The organism is Microbacterium phyllosphaerae (assembly GCF_017876435.1).
In the GTDB taxonomy this organism is placed as follows: Bacteria; Actinomycetota; Actinomycetes; order Actinomycetales; family Microbacteriaceae; genus Microbacterium; species Microbacterium phyllosphaerae.
The window spans coordinates 3377513-3391205 of record NZ_JAGIOA010000001.1 but is presented as its reverse complement, the minus strand read 5'-3'; the positions used below and the strand labels follow the sequence as shown (position 1 = coordinate 3391205).

The window sequence follows — 13693 nt, the reverse complement described above, 5'->3', positions numbered from 1 at the left end:
CGCATACAAGGGGGCCCGCATGGGTATCGAGGACACCGTCAACAAGGGCAAGGATCTCTACGAGCAGAACAAGGACAAGATCGCCGAGGCCGTCAAGAGCGAGCAGGCCGAGGACATCAGCGACAAGGTCCTCGACGGGGTCGCCGACTTCGCGAAGAAGCTCGCCCCCGGCGCCGCGGACAAGATCGACGAGATCCGCGACAGCGCCGACAAGGCCGTCGGCAACGAATAGCACTCACCGGCAGCATCGAGAGCGGCGGCTCCCCTGTGAGGGGGAGTCGCCGTTCCGCTGTCTCGGGAACCAAGTATTCTGCCCGGCGGTATCGCGTTTCACCGGACTCGTCGCGTAGGATGGTGCTGATCGCCTGGGGAACTTGCGATCAGGGATGTCGAAGGGGTTCGACTTCCCGAACTCACGCGGTTCGCCGCGTCAAACTGGGGAACGATTTTGGGGATCATCGTGCGACGCGCGCACTCTGTGCGCTCTGACGTCATCCCGCCCGCGCGGCGGCAGCTTCGCCGCGCCCTCGAACGAGGATCTCGGCGTCCCTTCACGCCGGATTCCTCGCGTTCGGTGTGCCCCCTCGCACTGAACGCCCTCCCCAAGCGGGGCGAGGCATGGGGATGCCTCGCCCCGCTCTCCTCAGCGCGCTGAGGGGTCGTCGGCGGCGTCGATCAGAGGCGCCGATCCGACGGCTGGGGCGTGCCCTCAGGGGATGCACAGCCGGCGCGACACGCCCGGGTTTGCGCAAGTGAAATCGGCCGTGGCAGAATAGACAGGTTCGACATTCCGGCGCGCTCAGCGTGGCCGGATCACCATCACGGCAGTGCATAGGCGGCGCAGACGCGCAGGGACCTAGGCCGCGGGTGGCAGAACGATCCCGACATCTTCATCACGAGGGCTTCGCCGTGCGCGGTGGAGGTCGGACATCCGCTCGCTGAGAGGCGTGCGGAATGACAGCAGAACAGTGGTGCAGCAGATCGACTCGCGAGAGCCGTTCGAGTGCCGAGGCGCGAACAGCGCCGACGTGCGTCCAATGCCCCTGGGTCACCCGGCCCAGGTCGGTAAGACGCCTAAAGAGAGAGAGCAGACAATGGCGGGACAGAAGATCCGCATTCGCCTGAAGTCGTATGACCACGAGGTCATCGACACGTCCGCACGCAAGATCGTCGACACTGTGACCCGTGCGGGCGCAACCGTCGTCGGCCCCGTGCCCCTTCCGACCGAGAAGAACGTCGTGTGCGTCATCCGGTCGCCCCACAAGTACAAGGACAGCCGCGAGCACTTCGAGATGCGCACCCACAAGCGTCTGATCGACATCGTCGACCCGACGCCCAAGGCCGTCGACTCGCTGATGCGTCTCGACCTGCCTGCCGATGTCAACATCGAGATCAAGCTCTGAGGTCGGACATGGTTGACATCAACTCCAAGGTTTCCAAGGGCATGCTCGGCACCAAGCTCGGCATGACCCAGGTCTGGAACGAGAGCGGCAAGCTCGTTCCCGTCACCGTCATCGAGCTCGCCTCGAACGTGGTCACGCAGATCCGTACCCCCGAGAAGGACGGCTACAACGCCGTGCAGATCGCGTACGGCCAGATCGACCCGCGCAAGGTGAACAAGCCGCTGACCGCTCACTTCGAGGCTGCAGGCGTCACGCCGCGTCGTCACGTCACCGAGATCCGCACCGCGGATGCCGCTGACTACTCGCTGGGCCAGGAGCTCACGGTCGACGGCACCTTCGAAGCAGGCCAGCTCGTCGACGTCGTCGGCACGAGCAAGGGCAAGGGCTTCGCCGGTGTCATGAAGCGTCACAACTTCAAGGGCGTCTCGGCATCGCACGGTTCGCACCGCAACCACCGCAAGCCCGGCTCCATCGGCGCATCGTCGACTCCGAGCCGCGTCTTCAAGGGCATGCGCATGGCCGGCCGTATGGGTGGCGAGCGCGTGACCGTCCTCAACCTCACGGTGCACGCCATCGACATCGAGAAGGGTCTGCTGCTCGTCAAGGGCGCCGTCCCCGGTGCTCGTGGCCGCATCGTCTACGTCCGCAACGCAGTGAAGGGTGCCTGATCATGGCTGACTCCACTCTCGCGCTTGACGTCCTCAAGGCAGACGGCAAGAAGGCTGGCTCGATCGAGCTCCCCGCCGCACTGTTCGACGCCAAGACGAACATCCCGCTCATCCACCAGGTCGTCGTCGCGCAGCTCGCGGCGGCTCGCCAGGGAACCCACTCGACCAAGCGTCGCGGTGAGGTCTCGGGTGCCGGCCGCAAGCCCTTCAAGCAGAAGGGCACGGGTAACGCCCGTCAGGGCTCCATCCGCGCGCCGCACATGACCGGTGGTGGAATCGTGCACGGCCCCAAGCCGCGCGACTACTCGCAGCGCACTCCCAAGAAGATGATCGCCGCCGCCCTCCTGGGTGCGCTGAGCGACCGCTTCCGCGGTGAGCGCATCCACGCCATCGAGTCCTTCGGCATCGACGGCACGCCTTCGACCAAGACCGCGGTGAACTTCCTCACCAACGTCGTCTCGTCGAAGAACGTGCTCGTCGTGATCGAGCGCAACGACGACGTGACGCTGAAGAGCATCCGCAACCTGTCGAACCTGCACGTGCTGACGTTCGACCAGCTCAACGCATACGACGTGCTCGTCTCCGACGACATCGTCTTCACCCAGGCCGCGCTCGAGGGCTTCATCGCCTCCAAGTCCGGCGCCAACCAGGAGGTCTCCGCATGAGCGAGCAGGCATCTGTTCTCCAGACGGCCCTGAACAAGGACCCGCGCGACATCATCCTGAAGCCGGTCGTGTCCGAGAAGAGCTACGGTCTCATCGACGAGGGTAAGTACACCTTCCTCGTGGACCCGCGCGCTTCGAAGACCGAGATCAAGCTCGCCATCGAGAAGATCTTCGGCGTCAAGGTCGCAGGGGTCAACACCCTCAACCGCGTCGGCAAGGCTCGTCGCACCCGCTTCGGCACCGGCAAGCGCAAGGACACCAAGCGCGCCATCGTGACCCTGAAGTCGGGCACCATCGACATCTTCACGGCAATCGGCTGATCCGGGGGATAAGGACAATAATGGCTATTCGCAAGTACAAGCCCACGACCCCGGGCCGTCGCGGCTCGTCGGTGGCTGACTTCGCCGAGATCACCCGATCGACGCCGGAGAAGTCGCTGCTGCGCCCGCTCTCGAAGACCGGTGGTCGCAACAACCAGGGCCGCATCACGACCCGTCACATCGGTGGTGGCCACAAGCGCCAGTACCGCGTCATCGACTTCCGTCGCAATGACAAGGACGGCGTGGACGCCCGTGTCGCTCACATCGAGTACGACCCCAACCGCACGGCCCGCATCGCGCTGCTGCACTACTTCGACGGCGAGAAGCGCTACATCCTCGCGCCGGCGAAGCTGAAGCAGGGCGACGTCGTCGAGTCGGGTGCCGGTGCCGACATCAAGCCGGGCAACAACCTCCCGCTGAAGAACATCCCGACGGGTACCGTCATCCACGCGATCGAGCTCCGCCCCGGTGGCGGCGCGAAGATGGCACGTTCGGCCGGTGCATCCGTCCGTCTCGTCGCCAAGGATGGCAACTTCGCTCAGCTGCGTCTGCCCTCGGGCGAGATCCGCAACGTCGATGCGCGCTGCCGCGCGACCATCGGCGAGGTCGGAAACGCCGAGCAGTCGAACATCAACTGGGGTAAGGCCGGCCGCATGCGCTGGAAGGGCGTCCGCCCGACCGTGCGTGGTGTCGCGATGAACCCGGTCGACCACCCGCACGGTGGTGGTGAGGGCAAGACGTCCGGTGGACGTCACCCCGTCTCCCCGTGGGGTCAGGCTGAGGGTCGTACCCGTCACGCCAACAAGGAAAGCGACAAGTACATCGTGCGTCGTCGTAACGCCGGCAAGAAGCGTAAGTAGGAGTAAGAGAAGATGCCTCGCAGTCTTAAGAAGGGCCCCTTCGTCGACGATCACCTGCTTCGCAAGGTGGTCGTGCAGAACGAAGCCGGCACCAAGAACGTCATCAAGACCTGGTCCCGCCGGTCCATGATCATCCCGGCCATGCTGGGTCACACGATCGCGGTCCACGACGGTCGCAAGCACATCCCCGTGTTTGTGTCCGAGACCATGGTCGGCCACAAACTGGGCGAGTTCGCGCCCACCCGCACCTTCCGCGGCCACGAGAAGGACGACAAGAAGGGCCGCCGCCGCTGACGCGGTGGCGATAGAGGAGAGAGAAATGGTGGAGTCCATCGCACGCGTGCGACACATCCGCGTGACCCCTCAGAAGGCTCGTCGTGTCGTCGCGCTCATCAAGGGCAAGCAGGCCCAGGAGGCTCTGGCGATCCTGAAGTTCGCACAGCAGAGCGCCAGTGAGCCGATCTACAAGCTTGTCGCGTCGGCCATGGCCAACGCGCAGGTCAAGGCGGATCGTGACGGCGAGTACCTCGACGAGCAGGACCTGTACGTGGCTAACGCCTACGTAGACGAGGGCACGACGCTCAAGCGTTTCCAGCCCCGTGCACAGGGTCGCGCTTTCCAGATCAAGAAGCGCACGAGCCACATCACGGTCGTGCTCTCGACGCCCGCCGCAGCCCCGGCTGCTGCGAGCGACAGCAACAAGAAGGCGAGCAAGTAATGGGACAGAAGGTAAACCCGTACGGCTTCCGCCTCGGCATCACCACGGACCACGTGTCGCGCTGGTTCTCGGACTCGACGAAGCCGGGTCAGCGTTACGCCGACTACGTCGCCGAGGACATCAAGATCCGCAACCTGCTGAAGACGCAGCTCGACCGCGCCGGTGTCTCGAACATCGAGATCGAGCGCACCCGTGACCGCGTCCGCGTCGACATCCACACCGCCCGTCCGGGCATCGTGATCGGTCGTCGTGGCGCCGAGGCCGAGCGCATCCGCGGCGACCTCGAGAAGCTCTCGGGCAAGCAGATCCAGCTGAACATCCTCGAGGTCAAGAACCCCGAGGCCGACGCTCAGCTCGTCGCGCAGGGCATCGCCGAGCAGCTCTCTGCTCGTGTGGCGTTCCGTCGTGCGATGCGCAAGGGTCTCCAGGGCGCGCAGCGCGCTGGCGCCAAGGGCATCCGCATCCAGGTCTCCGGCCGCCTCGGCGGCGCCGAGATGAGCCGTTCGGAGTTCTACCGCGAGGGTCGTGTGCCGCTGCACACGCTGCGCGCGAACATCGACTACGGCTTCTACGAGGCGAAGACCACCTTCGGCCGCATCGGCGTGAAGGTCTGGATCTACAAGGGCGACCTGACCAACAAGGAGCTTGCCCGCGAGCAGGCCAACGCACCGAAGTCCCGTCGTGACGACCGTGGTGGCGACCGCCGCCGCGCGCCGCGCAACGAGGCCCCTGTCGCAGAAGGAGCGTCTGCCTGATGCTTATTCCCCGCAAGGTCAAGTTCCGTAAGCAGCACCACCCCGGCCGTAGCGGCCAGGCGACCGGTGGCACCAAGGTCTCCTTCGGTGACTACGGCATCCAGGCGCTCACGCCTGCCTACGTGACGAACCGTCAGATCGAGTCCGCTCGTATCGCGGTCACCCGTCACATCAAGCGTGGCGGAAAGGTGTGGATCAACATCTACCCCGACCGTCCGCTCACCAAGAAGCCTGCCGAGACCCGCATGGGTTCCGGTAAGGGTTCCCCCGAGTGGTGGGTTGCCAACGTCAAGCCGGGTCGCGTCCTCTTCGAGGTCTCCGGTGTGAGCGAAGAGCTCGCTCGCGAGGCACTGACCCGAGCAATTCACAAGCTGCCGTTGAAGGCACGCATCATCAAGCGCGAGGAGGGCGACGCGTAATGGCGATCGGCACCAAGGAGCTCGCTCCGGCAGAGCTCGACACGTTCGAAGACCAGCGCCTCGTTGAGGAGCTGCGTAAGGCCAAGGAGGAGCTGTTCAACCTCCGTTTCCAGTCGGCCACCGGCCAGCTGGAGAGCCACGGCCGCATCCGCGCGGTCAAGCGCGACATCGCGCGCCTGTACACCGTGATCCGCGAGCGCGAGCTGGGCATCCGTGCGACGCCCGCTCCCGTCGAGGCTCCGGCCAAGAAGGCGACCAAGTCGAAGGCGAAGAAGGCGGACTCCGCCGACGACGCCGTGAAGGAAGAGGCTGAGTGATGGCCACCAAGAAGGAAGCCGCTGTCGAGGCTGAGCACGCCGCACACGACGTCCGCGATGCGGATGCCCGTGGGTACCGCAAGTCGCGTCGTGGCTACGTCATCAGCGACAAGATGGACAAGACCATCGTGGTCGAGGTCGAGGACCGCGTGAAGCACCCGCTTTACGGCAAGGTCATCCGCCGCACCTCGAAGGTCAAGGCGCACGATGAGGCGAACTCCGCCGGCATCGGCGACCTCGTCCTGATCAACGAGACCCGCCCGCTCAGCGCCACGAAGCGCTGGCGTCTGGTGGAGATTCTGGAGAAGGCCAAGTGATCCAGCAGGAATCCCGCCTCAAGGTCGCCGACAACACCGGCGCGAAGGAGCTGCTCACCATCCGTGTTCTCGGCGGCTCGCGTCGTCGTTACGCCGGTCTGGGTGACACCATCGTCGCGACCGTCAAGGACGCGATCCCGGGCGGAAACGTCAAGAAGGGCGATGTGGTCAAGGCCGTCATCGTCCGCACGGTCAAGTCCACGCGCCGTCCCGACGGCTCGTACATCAAGTTCGACGAGAACGCCGCCGTGATCCTGAAGAACGACGGGGAGCCCCGCGGCACCCGTATCTTCGGACCGGTCGGTCGCGAGCTTCGTGACAAGAAGTTCATGAAGATCGTCTCGCTGGCGCCGGAGGTTATTTAAGTCATGGCGAAGATCAAGAAGGGTGACCTGGTTCAGGTCATCACCGGAGCCACGCAGGAGCGTGGCGGCGATCGCGGCAAGCAGGGCAAGGTCCTCGAGATCCTGGCCGAGAAGAACCGCATCATCGTCGAAGGCGTGAACTACGTCACCAAGCACACGCGCGTCGGACAGACGCAGCGTGGCACCAAGACGGGCGGCCTCGAGACTGTCGAGGCCTCCATCCACATCTCGAACGTCGCACTCGTCGACCCCTCGACCAAGAAGCCGACCAAGGTCGGCCACCGGGTCGAGGAGCAGACCAAGGACGGCGTCAAGCGCACCGTCCGTGTGCGGTACGCGAAGAAGTCAGGTAAGGACCTCTGATGGCAACCACCGACGCTGCGGTGGCTGGCAAGATCCAGCCCCGCCTGAAGGCGAAGTACAAGGCCGAGATCCAGCAGAAGCTGCAGGATGAGTTCGGCTACACCAACGTGATGCAGATCCCCGGTCTGGTCAAGGTCGTCGTGAACACCGGTGTCGGTGAAGCGGCCCGTGACAGCAAGGTGATCGACGGCGCGATCGACGATCTCACCAAGATCACCGGTCAGAAGCCGCTCGTCACGAAGGCTCGCAAGTCGATCGCGCAGTTCAAGCTGCGTGAGGGCCAGGCCATCGGCGCACACGTCACCCTCCGTGGTGACCGTGCGTGGGAGTTCCTGGACCGCCTCGTCTCGCTCGCACTGCCCCGCATCCGCGACTTCCGCGGTCTGTCGGCCAAGCAGTTCGACGGCAACGGCAACTACACCTTCGGTCTCCAGGAGCAGAGCGTGTTCCACGAGATCGATCAGGACAAGATCGACCGGGTTCGCGGTTTCGACATCACTGTCGTCACCACCGCGAAGACGGACGACGAAGGTCGCGCACTTCTGCGTCACCTCGGCTTCCCCTTCCGTACGGAAGACGCCAAGGCGTAAGCGGTTTCGGGCGGGGCGCACAGCGCCCCGCCCGATCCCGTACAATTGAAGATTGCGTGTCATCGCAGGCCGTCTGTCGTGTAACGGCAGCCGGAACCTCATGAACAAAGGAAAACAACAATGACAATGACAGACCCGGTCGCAGATCTGCTGACCCGTCTGCGTAACGCGAACTCGGCGCACCACGATTCCGTGACCCTGCCGTCGAGCAAGCTCAAGACGCACATCGCCGAGATCCTCCAGCAGGAGGGCTACATCGCCGGCTGGGAGACGACTGACGCACGCGTCGGCTCGAACCTCACCCTGCAGCTGAAGTACGGCCCCAACCGTGAGCGTTCGATCGCGGGCATCAAGCGCGTGTCGAAGCCCGGTCTCCGCGTCTACGCGAAGTCCACGGAGCTCCCCAGGGTCCTCGGCGGACTCGGCGTGGCCATCCTGTCCACCTCCTCCGGTCTTCTCACCGACCGTCAGGCAGAGCAGAAGGGCGTGGGCGGAGAAGTTCTCGCCTACGTGTGGTAATCGAAAATGTCGCGTATTGGACGACTTCCCATCGACGTTCCCGCGGGCGTGACCATCTCGGTCGACGGCCGTGAGGTCGCGGTGAAGGGCCCCAAGGGTGAGCTCACCCTGACGGTCGCCAAGCCCATCGAGGTCGCGGTCGAGGAGAACCAGGTTCTCGTCAGCCGTCCCGACGACGAGCGCGAGTCCCGGTCGCTTCACGGCCTGACCCGCACGCTCATCAACAACAACATCATCGGCGTGACCCAGGGCTACACCAAGGGTCTCGAGGTCGTCGGAACCGGTTACCGCGTCGCTCAGAAGGGCAGCTCGGTCGAGTTCGCCCTGGGCTTCTCGCACCCGGTCCTCATCGACCCGCCCGCCGGTATCACGCTCACGGTCGAGGGCAACAACAAGCTCACCGTCAGCGGAATCGACAAGCAGGCTGTCGGCGAGGCAGCTGCGAACATCCGCAAGATCCGCAAGCCCGAGCCGTACAAGGGCAAGGGTGTGCGCTACGCCGGCGAGATCGTGCGTCGCAAGGCCGGAAAGAGTGGTAAGTAACCATGGCTCTCAAGTCAAAGTCTGACGCCCGCGCGCGTCGTCATGCCCGCCTTCGCAAGAAGGTCGTCGGCACCGAGGTGCGTCCGCGCCTCGTCGTCAACCGTTCGGCTCGCCACGTCTTCGTGCAGCTTGTCGACGACAGCAAGGGTCACACCGTGGCGTCGGCTTCGACGCTCGAGACCGACCTGCGCTCGCTCGAGGGTGACAAGACCGCCAAGGCCCGCAAGGTCGGCGAGCTTCTCGCCGAGCGTGCGAAGGCTGCCGGCGTTTCCGAGGCAGTGTTCGACCGTGGCGGAAACCGCTACGCCGGTCGTGTCGCCGCCATCGCCGACGGCGCCCGCGAAGGGGGTCTGGCACTGTGAGTGACAACAAGGAGAACGAAGTGACCGAAGCGGCAGCTGCCACTTCCGAGACTGCCGCCGGCACCACGCAGGCAGAGCCGTCTCAGCGCGACAACCGCCGCGGCGGTGGCCGTGGAGACCGCAACCAGGGTGGCCGTGACCGTAACTCTCGCGATCGTGGGGACAACCAGTTCCTCGAGCGCGTGGTCACCATCAACCGCGTCTCGAAGGTCGTGAAGGGTGGTCGTCGCTTCAGCTTCACCGCTCTCGTGGTCGTCGGTGACGGCAACGGTCTGGTGGGCGTCGGCTACGGCAAGGCTCGCGAGGTCCCTCTGGCGATCTCGAAGGGTGTCGAAGAGGCCAAGCGCAACTTCTTCCGCGTTCCGCGCGTCGGAAGCACCATCCCGCACCCCGTGCAGGGTGAGGCTGCGGCAGGCGTCGTCCTGCTTCGTCCGGCCGCTGCCGGTACCGGTGTCATCGCCGGTGGTCCGGTCCGCGCCGTGCTCGAGTGCGCCGGTATCCACGACGTGCTGTCGAAGTCGCTCGGCTCGTCGAACACGATCAACATCGTGCACGCGACGGTGACGGCTCTGAAGCAGCTCGAGGAGCCCCGTGCGGTCGCCGCACGTCGTGGCCTCGAGTTCGACCAGGTCGCACCCGCGCGTCTCGTCCGTGCGGAGGCTGACGCCATCGCCGCACAGAAGGTAGGTGCCTGATGGCTGCGCGCCTGAAGGTCACGCAGGTCAAGTCCAAGGTGAGCGAGAAGCAGAACCAGCGTGACACGCTGCGCAGCCTCGGTCTGAAGCGCATCGGTGACAGCACCGTTCGCCCCGACGACGCGCAGACGCGCGGTTACGTCAAGACCGTCGCCCACCTCGTCAAGGTTGAGGAGATCGACTAATGGCTGAGAAGAACGAAGCCGAAGGCGCCGAGAAGGCTCCGAAGAAGGCCGCAGCTCCCAAGGCCGCAGCCGAGAAGAAGCCCGCCGCCAAGAAGGCACCCGCGAAGGCGTCCGAGGCCAAGGCCGAGACCGCCAAGAAGCCGGCTGCCAAGAAGGCCGCGCCGAAGAAGGATGCTCCGGCATCCCGCGCCGGCGTGCTGAAGGTGCACCACCTGCGTCCGGTCCCCGGATCCAACACCGCGAAGACCCGTGTCGGTCGCGGTGAGGGCTCCAAGGGAAAGACTGCAGGTCGCGGTACCAAGGGTACGAAGGCTCGCAACACCGTTCGCGTCGGCTTCGAGGGTGGGCAGATGCCGCTGCACATGCGCACCCCGAAGCTGCGCGGGTTCAAGAACCCGTTCCGCGTGGAGTACCAGGTCGTGAACCTGGAGAAGCTCGCGGAGCTGTACCCCAAGGGTGGCGACGTCACCATCAGCGACCTGGTCGCCAAGGGTGCCGTTCGCAAGAACGAGAAGGTCAAGGTTCTCGGAAACGGCGACATCGCCGTGAAGCTCACCGTCGCGGTCGACAAGGTCTCGGGTTCCGCCGAGCAGAAGATCGTGGCGGCTGGCGGATCCGTCAAGTAACCACTTCATGAGAGGGGTCGGAGATTCTCCGGCCCCTCTTATGGGTTAGCCTGTTCTTTCAGCCGTCCTTCAGGGACGGCAACCTTTTCAGGAGGAACGTCCTTGTTTAGCGCCATCGCGCGGATCTTCCGCACGCCCGACCTGCGTCGGAAGATCGGTTTCACCCTCGCCATCGTCGCCATCTACCGACTTGGCTCGAATGTCCCTGCTCCGTTCGTGAACTTCCCGAACGTCGAGGAGTGCCTGGCTCAGAACTCAGGCACTGATGGGCTCCTCGGGCTGGTCAACCTCTTCTCCGGCGGGGCGCTCCTCCAGCTGTCGATCTTCGCGCTCGGCGTCATGCCGTACATCACCGCGACGATCATCACGCAGCTCCTGCGGGTCGTCATCCCTCACTTCGAGGCACTGCACAAGGAAGGACAGGCCGGTCAGGCCCGTCTCACCCAGTACACGCGGTACCTCACGATCGCCCTGGCGCTGCTGCAGTCGACCACCCTCGTCACGGTCGCCCGCAGCGGTCAGCTCTTCGGCACGACCGATGTCGCGGCCTGCCAGAACCTGCTCACGAACGACGTGTGGTGGGCGCAGCTGCTCATCATCATGGCGATGACCGCCGGTACCGGCCTCATCATGTGGTTCGCCGAGCTCGTCACCGAGCGCGGCATCGGCAACGGCATGTCGCTGCTCATCTTCACCTCGATCGCCGCGACGTTCCCCGGTGCCATGTGGCTCATCTGGGAGAGCAAGGGCTTCGAGGTCTTCCTGCTGGTGCTGCTGGTCGGAATCATCGTCATGGCTCTCGTCGTGTTCGTCGAGCAGTCGCAGCGTCGCATCCCGGTGCAGTACGCGAAGCGCATGGTCGGCCGTCGCACGTACGGCGGCACGAACACGTACATCCCGATCAAGGTGAACATGGCGGGTGTGATCCCCGTGATCTTCGCCTCGTCGCTGCTGTACATCCCGGCACTGATCGCGCAGTTCAACACCCCGCAGGACGGCTCCGAGCCCGCCGCGTGGGTCACCTGGATCAGCGCGAACTTCACGACGGGAAACCACCCGGTCTACATGGCCGCGTACTTCCTGCTGATCATCGGGTTCACGTACTTCTACGTCGCGATAACGTTCAACCCCGTCGAGGTCGCCGACAACATGAAGAAGTACGGCGGCTTCATCCCGGGTATCCGCGCGGGTCGTCCGACCGCCGAGTACCTCGACTACGTGCTCACCCGCATCACGCTGCCCGGCTCGATCTACCTCGGGCTGATCGCGCTGATCCCGCTGATCGCTCTCGCCACCGTCGGCGCCAACCAGAACTTCCCGTTCGGTGGCGCATCGATCCTCATCATCGTGGGTGTCGGTCTCGAGACGGTCAAGCAGATCGATGCACAGCTGCAGCAGCGTCACTACGAAGGGCTCCTCCGATGACAGCCACCGCTCGTCTCCTCATCGTCGGCCCGCAGGGATCCGGCAAGGGCACCCAGGGTGTCCGCATCGCCGAGTCGTACGGCATCCCGGTCGTCTCGACCGGAGACATCTTCCGCGCGAACATCAAAGAGGGCACACCGCTCGGCCAGCAGGTCACGGCGATCCTCGACAAGGGCGACCTGGTCCCTGACGAGCTGACGAGCGAGATCGTCCGCGACCGTCTGTCGCAGGACGATGCGGCGAAGGGCTTCCTGCTCGACGGCTACCCCCGCAACGCGGCTCAGGTGGCTCACCTCGATGCGTTCCTGGCGGAGCGCGGCGAGTCGCTCGACGCCGTCATCCTGCTCGATGTGTCCCGCGAAGAGAGCATCGAGCGTCTCAAGCTCCGCGCAGCGGAGCAGGGGCGATCGGATGACACCGACGAGGCCATCGCCCACCGTCTCGACATCTACGAGCACGAGACGGCGCCGATCCTCGAGGTCTACGGCCCCCGTGGAATCGTCGACCGCATCGACGGCGTCGGCAGCCTCGACGAGATCACCGAGCGCGTCTTCGCGGCGCTGACCGCACGCGGTCTGCGCCTCGCGGCCTGATCTGCGCACGATGTTCCGCAAGTCGATCTACAAGAGCGCCGCTCAGCTGCGGGCCATGGTCGAACCGGGCCTCATCACGGCCGCGGCTCTCGACGCGGTCCGTCCGCTGATCCGGCCGGGCGTCACGACGCTCGAGCTGGATGCCGAGGCGAACAGGGTCATCCTCGCTCGTGGCGCGGAGTCCAACTTCCAGCTCGTGCGTGGCTACCGTCACACCACGTGCATCTCGGTCAACGACGAGGTCGTGCACGGCATCCCCGGAGAGCGTGTGCTGCAGGCGGGCGACATCGTCTCGATCGACTGCGGTGCGCAGTTCCAGGGCTGGAACGGTGACAGTGCGATCACCGTCGTCGTGCCCGACGAGACCCGCCCTGAGGTCGTCGCCCGGCGCCAGGAGCTCTCCCGCGTCACCGAGGGGTCGATGTGGGCCGGAATCGCCGCCATGGCGTCCGCGTCGCACCTGGGTGACATCGGGGCAGCGATTCAGGGATACATCGAGGCTCAGGGGCCTTCGGCGGTCTCCGGTGAGACGTACGGGATCCTCCGCGAGTACGTGGGTCACGGCATCGGTCGCAAGATGCATGAAGCACCGAGCGTCTTCAACTACCGCACTCCCGATCCGGGACCCGAGCTCAAGTCGGGTCTCGTCCTCGCCATCGAGCCCATGGTCACCGCCGGAAGCGATGAGACGTTCGTCGAGGACGACGACTGGACGGTCTCGACGACCGACGGCACCGACGGCTCGCACTGGGAGCACAGCGTCGCGCTGCATGAGGGTGGCATCTGGGTGCTCACCGCGGCCGACGGGGGAGCAGCTGGTCTCGCGCCCTTCGGCGTGACTCCGACGCCCATCGCCTGAACCGCGGATGCCCTGAGCGGCGTCCGCTCGTCATACAGGGGATCGTCACAACGCGCACATAGGTTTCTCCGGGCACAATGGATGTATGGGTGCGCGTGCGCCCGCAGACTTCAGGCCGGGTCCGCC

General features: G+C 65.2%; 24 protein-coding genes. All 24 read left to right on the top strand.

From position 1 onward, the window contains the following. Positions 1-19 precede the first annotated feature (19 nt). The 24 genes from JOF42_RS16150 (at position 20) to map (ending at position 13567) form a co-directional block, all read left to right on the top strand. Positions 20-232, top strand: a complete 213-nt coding sequence (locus JOF42_RS16150; protein ID WP_056312873.1) for a hypothetical protein — start codon at positions 20-22, stop codon at positions 230-232. An 862-nt stretch (positions 233-1094) separates the two neighbouring features. Next, positions 1095-1403, top strand: a complete 309-nt coding sequence (gene rpsJ, locus JOF42_RS16145) for a 30S ribosomal protein S10 (protein WP_017201594.1) — start codon at positions 1095-1097, stop codon at positions 1401-1403. A gap of 8 nt (positions 1404-1411) precedes the next feature. Beyond that, the gene (gene rplC, locus JOF42_RS16140; protein ID WP_210098740.1) at positions 1412-2071 is read left to right on the top strand and encodes a 50S ribosomal protein L3; all 660 of its coding nucleotides are present in this window, start codon (positions 1412-1414) and stop codon (positions 2069-2071) included. A 2-nt stretch (positions 2072-2073) separates the two neighbouring features. Then, positions 2074-2736 (top strand): 50S ribosomal protein L4, encoded by a 663-nt coding sequence (gene rplD / locus JOF42_RS16135; RefSeq protein ID WP_194765132.1) that lies wholly within the window; start codon positions 2074-2076, stop codon positions 2734-2736. Further along, positions 2733-3056: a 50S ribosomal protein L23 gene (gene rplW / locus JOF42_RS16130; RefSeq protein WP_017829206.1), complete on the top strand. Its 324-nt coding sequence runs from the start codon at positions 2733-2735 to the stop codon at positions 3054-3056. The genes rplD and rplW overlap by 4 nt, the downstream gene beginning before the upstream one ends. A gap of 20 nt (positions 3057-3076) precedes the next feature. Beyond that, positions 3077-3916: a 50S ribosomal protein L2 gene (gene rplB, locus JOF42_RS16125; protein WP_053097483.1), complete on the top strand. Its 840-nt coding sequence runs from the start codon at positions 3077-3079 to the stop codon at positions 3914-3916. A 12-nt stretch (positions 3917-3928) separates the two neighbouring features. Continuing rightward, positions 3929-4210: a 30S ribosomal protein S19 gene (gene rpsS / locus JOF42_RS16120; protein ID WP_017829205.1), complete on the top strand. Its 282-nt coding sequence runs from the start codon at positions 3929-3931 to the stop codon at positions 4208-4210. Positions 4211-4235: 25 nt separating this feature from the next. Continuing rightward, positions 4236-4634, top strand: a complete 399-nt coding sequence (gene rplV / locus JOF42_RS16115) for a 50S ribosomal protein L22 (protein WP_194765133.1) — start codon at positions 4236-4238, stop codon at positions 4632-4634. Further along, the gene (rpsC, locus tag JOF42_RS16110; protein WP_042538759.1) at positions 4634-5389 is read left to right on the top strand and encodes a 30S ribosomal protein S3; all 756 of its coding nucleotides are present in this window, start codon (positions 4634-4636) and stop codon (positions 5387-5389) included. The genes rplV and rpsC overlap by 1 nt, the downstream gene beginning before the upstream one ends. Continuing rightward, a complete protein-coding gene (rplP, locus tag JOF42_RS16105; RefSeq protein ID WP_042538761.1) occupies positions 5389-5808 on the top strand; it encodes a 50S ribosomal protein L16 in 420 nt (139 codons plus the stop codon). Before rpsC ends, rplP begins: the two co-directional genes overlap by 1 nt. Further along, a complete protein-coding gene (gene rpmC, locus JOF42_RS18125; RefSeq protein WP_017829202.1) occupies positions 5808-6125 on the top strand; it encodes a 50S ribosomal protein L29 in 318 nt (105 codons plus the stop codon). The genes rplP and rpmC overlap by 1 nt, the downstream gene beginning before the upstream one ends. Further along, a complete protein-coding gene (rpsQ, locus tag JOF42_RS16095; protein ID WP_042538763.1) occupies positions 6125-6442 on the top strand; it encodes a 30S ribosomal protein S17 in 318 nt (105 codons plus the stop codon). Before rpmC ends, rpsQ begins: the two co-directional genes overlap by 1 nt. Continuing rightward, on the top strand, positions 6439-6807 hold the full coding sequence (gene rplN / locus JOF42_RS16090) for a 50S ribosomal protein L14 (protein WP_053097479.1): 369 nt from the start codon (positions 6439-6441) through the stop codon (positions 6805-6807). Before rpsQ ends, rplN begins: the two co-directional genes overlap by 4 nt. Positions 6808-6810: 3 nt before the next feature. Beyond that, entirely contained in the window at positions 6811-7170 is a 360-nt protein-coding gene (rplX, locus tag JOF42_RS16085; RefSeq protein ID WP_140037892.1) for a 50S ribosomal protein L24, read from the top strand. After that, a complete protein-coding gene (gene rplE / locus JOF42_RS16080) occupies positions 7170-7760 on the top strand; it encodes a 50S ribosomal protein L5 (protein WP_210098739.1) in 591 nt (196 codons plus the stop codon). The genes rplX and rplE overlap by 1 nt, the downstream gene beginning before the upstream one ends. Before the next feature lie 120 nt (positions 7761-7880). Continuing rightward, positions 7881-8279 carry a 30S ribosomal protein S8 gene (gene rpsH, locus JOF42_RS16075; RefSeq protein ID WP_045253835.1) on the top strand — a complete coding sequence of 133 codons (399 nt, stop codon included), beginning with the start codon at positions 7881-7883 and terminating at the stop codon, positions 8277-8279. Positions 8280-8285: 6 nt separating this feature from the next. Further along, a complete protein-coding gene (gene rplF / locus JOF42_RS16070) occupies positions 8286-8822 on the top strand; it encodes a 50S ribosomal protein L6 (protein WP_045253834.1) in 537 nt (178 codons plus the stop codon). A gap of 2 nt (positions 8823-8824) precedes the next feature. After that, positions 8825-9184 (top strand): 50S ribosomal protein L18, encoded by a 360-nt coding sequence (gene rplR, locus JOF42_RS16065; RefSeq protein ID WP_029260926.1) that lies wholly within the window; start codon positions 8825-8827, stop codon positions 9182-9184. Beyond that, positions 9181-9879 carry a 30S ribosomal protein S5 gene (gene rpsE / locus JOF42_RS16060; protein ID WP_056514163.1) on the top strand — a complete coding sequence of 233 codons (699 nt, stop codon included), beginning with the start codon at positions 9181-9183 and terminating at the stop codon, positions 9877-9879. The genes rplR and rpsE overlap by 4 nt, the downstream gene beginning before the upstream one ends. Continuing rightward, positions 9879-10064, top strand: a complete 186-nt coding sequence (rpmD, locus tag JOF42_RS16055; protein WP_042538783.1) for a 50S ribosomal protein L30 — start codon at positions 9879-9881, stop codon at positions 10062-10064. The genes rpsE and rpmD overlap by 1 nt, the downstream gene beginning before the upstream one ends. Continuing rightward, positions 10064-10690, top strand: a complete 627-nt coding sequence (gene rplO, locus JOF42_RS16050; RefSeq protein ID WP_210098738.1) for a 50S ribosomal protein L15 — start codon at positions 10064-10066, stop codon at positions 10688-10690. The genes rpmD and rplO overlap by 1 nt, the downstream gene beginning before the upstream one ends. A 102-nt stretch (positions 10691-10792) precedes the next feature. Continuing rightward, positions 10793-12115: a preprotein translocase subunit SecY gene (gene secY, locus JOF42_RS16045; protein ID WP_210098737.1), complete on the top strand. Its 1323-nt coding sequence runs from the start codon at positions 10793-10795 to the stop codon at positions 12113-12115. After that, positions 12112-12708: an adenylate kinase gene (locus tag JOF42_RS16040; protein WP_210098736.1), complete on the top strand. Its 597-nt coding sequence runs from the start codon at positions 12112-12114 to the stop codon at positions 12706-12708. The genes secY and JOF42_RS16040 overlap by 4 nt, the downstream gene beginning before the upstream one ends. Before the next feature lie 10 nt (positions 12709-12718). Next, positions 12719-13567, top strand: coding sequence for a type I methionyl aminopeptidase (gene map / locus JOF42_RS16035; protein WP_210098735.1), 849 nt, complete (start codon positions 12719-12721; stop codon positions 13565-13567). Positions 13568-13693 lie beyond the last annotated feature (126 nt).

Coding starts and splice junctions, on each gene's coding strand:
- rplO (WP_210098738.1), top strand. CDS start 10,064: ATGGCTGAGAAGAACGAAGCCGAAGGCGCCGAGAAGGCTCCGAAGAAG.
- rplX (WP_140037892.1), top strand. CDS start 6,811: ATGGCGAAGATCAAGAAGGGTGACCTGGTTCAGGTCATCACCGGAGCC.
- rplD (WP_194765132.1), top strand. CDS start 2,074: ATGGCTGACTCCACTCTCGCGCTTGACGTCCTCAAGGCAGACGGCAAG.
- rplW (WP_017829206.1), top strand. CDS start 2,733: ATGAGCGAGCAGGCATCTGTTCTCCAGACGGCCCTGAACAAGGACCCG.
- rpsS (WP_017829205.1), top strand. CDS start 3,929: ATGCCTCGCAGTCTTAAGAAGGGCCCCTTCGTCGACGATCACCTGCTT.
- rplP (WP_042538761.1), top strand. CDS start 5,389: ATGCTTATTCCCCGCAAGGTCAAGTTCCGTAAGCAGCACCACCCCGGC.
- rplC (WP_210098740.1), top strand. CDS start 1,412: ATGGTTGACATCAACTCCAAGGTTTCCAAGGGCATGCTCGGCACCAAG.
- rplE (WP_210098739.1), top strand. CDS start 7,170: ATGGCAACCACCGACGCTGCGGTGGCTGGCAAGATCCAGCCCCGCCTG.
- JOF42_RS16040 (WP_210098736.1), top strand. CDS start 12,112: ATGACAGCCACCGCTCGTCTCCTCATCGTCGGCCCGCAGGGATCCGGC.
- JOF42_RS16150 (WP_056312873.1), top strand. CDS start 20: ATGGGTATCGAGGACACCGTCAACAAGGGCAAGGATCTCTACGAGCAG.
- rplF (WP_045253834.1), top strand. CDS start 8,286: ATGTCGCGTATTGGACGACTTCCCATCGACGTTCCCGCGGGCGTGACC.
- rplB (WP_053097483.1), top strand. CDS start 3,077: ATGGCTATTCGCAAGTACAAGCCCACGACCCCGGGCCGTCGCGGCTCG.
- rpsC (WP_042538759.1), top strand. CDS start 4,634: ATGGGACAGAAGGTAAACCCGTACGGCTTCCGCCTCGGCATCACCACG.
- map (WP_210098735.1), top strand. CDS start 12,719: ATGTTCCGCAAGTCGATCTACAAGAGCGCCGCTCAGCTGCGGGCCATG.
- rpsH (WP_045253835.1), top strand. CDS start 7,881: ATGACAATGACAGACCCGGTCGCAGATCTGCTGACCCGTCTGCGTAAC.
- rpmD (WP_042538783.1), top strand. CDS start 9,879: ATGGCTGCGCGCCTGAAGGTCACGCAGGTCAAGTCCAAGGTGAGCGAG.
- rplR (WP_029260926.1), top strand. CDS start 8,825: ATGGCTCTCAAGTCAAAGTCTGACGCCCGCGCGCGTCGTCATGCCCGC.
- rplV (WP_194765133.1), top strand. CDS start 4,236: ATGGTGGAGTCCATCGCACGCGTGCGACACATCCGCGTGACCCCTCAG.
- rpsJ (WP_017201594.1), top strand. CDS start 1,095: ATGGCGGGACAGAAGATCCGCATTCGCCTGAAGTCGTATGACCACGAG.
- rpmC (WP_017829202.1), top strand. CDS start 5,808: ATGGCGATCGGCACCAAGGAGCTCGCTCCGGCAGAGCTCGACACGTTC.
- rpsQ (WP_042538763.1), top strand. CDS start 6,125: ATGGCCACCAAGAAGGAAGCCGCTGTCGAGGCTGAGCACGCCGCACAC.